The 2,756-nt window shown below is 51.5% G+C and carries 1 protein-coding gene; it reads right to left on the bottom strand.

Annotation, left to right across the window (positions count from 1 at the left end):
• A partial coding sequence (locus ACFSKL_RS18080) for an Ig-like domain-containing protein (protein WP_376888027.1) occupies positions 1-2,756 on the bottom strand: 2,756 nt, incomplete at both ends.

The raw sequence follows: 2,756 nt of genomic DNA, 5'->3' as shown, positions 1-2,756 counted from the left end.
CCACCACCGCTATGTTGCTGATTGTTGTGCCCGCTTCAAGGGAAGCTGCTGTTGACACTACCAGGGTCAATTCCATGCTTTCTCCCGCTGCGATCGTTCCAAGGTTCCACGTTACCGTACCCCCTGTTTCCGTTCCGCCGTTGTCGGCTGACACAAAGCCCGTTCCCGCAGGCAATACATCCGATACCGTCACATCCTCTGCATCGCTTGGCCCTGCATTACCCACCGTGATGGTGTAGCTGATGTTTTCGCCTGCCAAGACTGTTGCGCTCGTTGCCGTCTTGGTGATGTTCAATGCCGCTTCGGTTTCCACCGTCACGTCTTCTGGGTCGGACTCAACCGGTCCGTCTTCGTCCGTTGGTGAATCTGCCACCGCTATGTTGCTGATCGTAGTGCCTGCTTCAAGGGAAGCTGCTGTTGACACTACCAGGGTCAATTCCATGCTCTCTCCGGCTGCGATCGTTCCAAGGCTCCACGTTACCGTACCCCCTGTTTCCGTTCCGCCGTTGCTTGCAGACACAAAGCCCGTTCCCGCTGGAAGCATATCAGATACCGTCACATCAAGTGCATCGCTCGGTCCTGCATTGCCCACAGTGATGGTGTAGCTGATGTTTTCACCCGCAACTACCGTTGAACTGGCGGCTGTCTTGGTGATGTTCAATGCCGCTTCGGTTTCCACCGTCACGTCTTCTGGGTCGGACTCTACTGGTCCGTCTTCGTCCGTTGGTGAATCCACAACCGCTATGTTGCTGATCGTCGTGCCCGCTTCAAGGGAAGCTGCTGTTGACACTACCAGGGTCAATTCCATGCTCTCTCCGGCTGCGATCGTTCCAAGGCTCCAGTTCACTGTGCCTCCCGTCTCCGTTCCGCCGTTGCTTGCCGACACAAAGCCTGTTCCCGCAGGAAGCATATCAGATACCGTCACATCCAAGGCATCGCTTGGGCCTGCATTGCCCACCGTGATGGTGTAGCCGATGTTCTCACCTGCCAATACAGTCGCGCTGGATGCCGTCTTGGTGATGCTCAATGCCGCTTCGGTTTCCACCGTCACGTCTTCTGGGTCGGACTCAACCGGTCCGTCTTCGTCCGTTGGTGAATCCACAACCGCTATGTTGCTGATCGTAGTGCCCGCTTCAAGGGAAGCTGCTGTTGACACTACCAGGGTCAATTCCATGCTTTCTCCCGCTGCGATCGTTCCAAGGCTCCACGTTACCGTACCCCCTGTTTCCGTTCCGCCGTTGTCGGCAGACACAAAGCCCGTTCCCGCTGGAAGCATATCAGATACCGTCACATCAAGTGCATCACTCGGTCCTGCATTGTTTACAGTGATGGTGTAGCTGATGTTTTCACCCGCAACTACCGTTGAACTGGCGGCTGTCTTGGTGATGTTCAATGCCGCTTCGGTTTCTACATCCACATCCTCTGGGTCGGACTCTACTGGTCCGTCTTCGTCCGTTGGTGAATCTGCCACCGCTATGTTGCTGATCGTAGTGCCTGCTTCAAGGGAAGCTGCTGTTGACACTACCAGGGTCAATTCTATGTTCTCTCCCGCTGCGATCGTTCCAAGGCTCCAGTTCACCGTGCCTCCTGTTTCCGTTCCGCCGTTGCTTGCCGATACAAAGCCCGTTCCAGCCGGCAATACATCCGACACAGTCACATCAAGTGCATTGCTCGGTCCTGCATTGTTTACAGTGATGTTGTAGGTGATGTTTTCGCCTGCAAGTACCGTTGAACTTGCAGCTGTTTTTGTTATATCAAGGTCGGCTGATGTCTCTACATCCACATCCTCTGGATCAGACTCAACCGGCCCACCATCATTATTAGAGCTAAAGGCAATTGCAGTATTCGATATTATAGTACCTGAAGCCAAATCTGCTGAAGTACTAAGCACTAACTCAAGGACTATCTGACTTCCAGATTCTAGGACATCCAATTCCCAAGTCACTACTCCATTTTCAAATACAGCTCCATCACTTCCTGATACAAAACCGGTACCTACCGGGATTTCATCCGTTACAACAAAATCTTCGGCATACATCAAGCCCGAATTTGATACAGTAATCGAATACGTAATATTATTTCCCGCCAAGACCGTCGGGCTGGAGGCAGTCTTAGTGATATCCAAAAATGCTTCACAGTTTTCCACTACCACCGTTACAGCTAATCTTTCCGAACTTTCACATCCAGAAACATCGTCAAGCTGGCTTGCATAATAGGTCATGCCATCTACCAATGGTGTATTGGCCGGAACTATATTCCCGTTTGCAATGGCATCATACCATACTATCCCATTGCCTGTTGCCTGTAGCTGCGCAATGGTTGGGCTGTCGGAAGCACAGAATTCCTGAACAGCCAAATCGGTGGTTGGTGGTAAAATATCGCTCAAAGTTACCGTTACAGCGGTCCTTAGTAGACTTTCACATCCATCTTCAATAGTTTGGCTGGCATAGTAAGTCTGTCCATCAACCAAAAGGGTTGTGATATCCAACAAGTTGCCGTCTGTAGCGGCATCATACCATTGGATGTTTTCGCCCACAATCTCGATGGATGCCAAGGTTGGCGCATCCACCGCACAGAACTCCTGGCTTCCATCGGCTACTGGAGGATCGGTCGCATCAATGGTGATGAGAAGTTCTCTTCTTTTCGAGTCTACTTCACAGCCATACCTGACTGACTGAACATATACAGTAATCTCTATAGGCCCCTCGATCAATGCTATTTCTGCAGGGGTAATTTCTTCATTTCCATCAGCTGTG

Origin of the sequence: Belliella marina, from assembly GCF_042682445.1 — a bacterium.
GTDB classification, from domain to species: domain Bacteria; phylum Bacteroidota; class Bacteroidia; order Cytophagales; family Cyclobacteriaceae; genus Belliella; species Belliella marina.
Note: the sequence above shows the minus strand (reverse complement) of the source record. Positions and strands in the feature narration are given on the sequence as shown.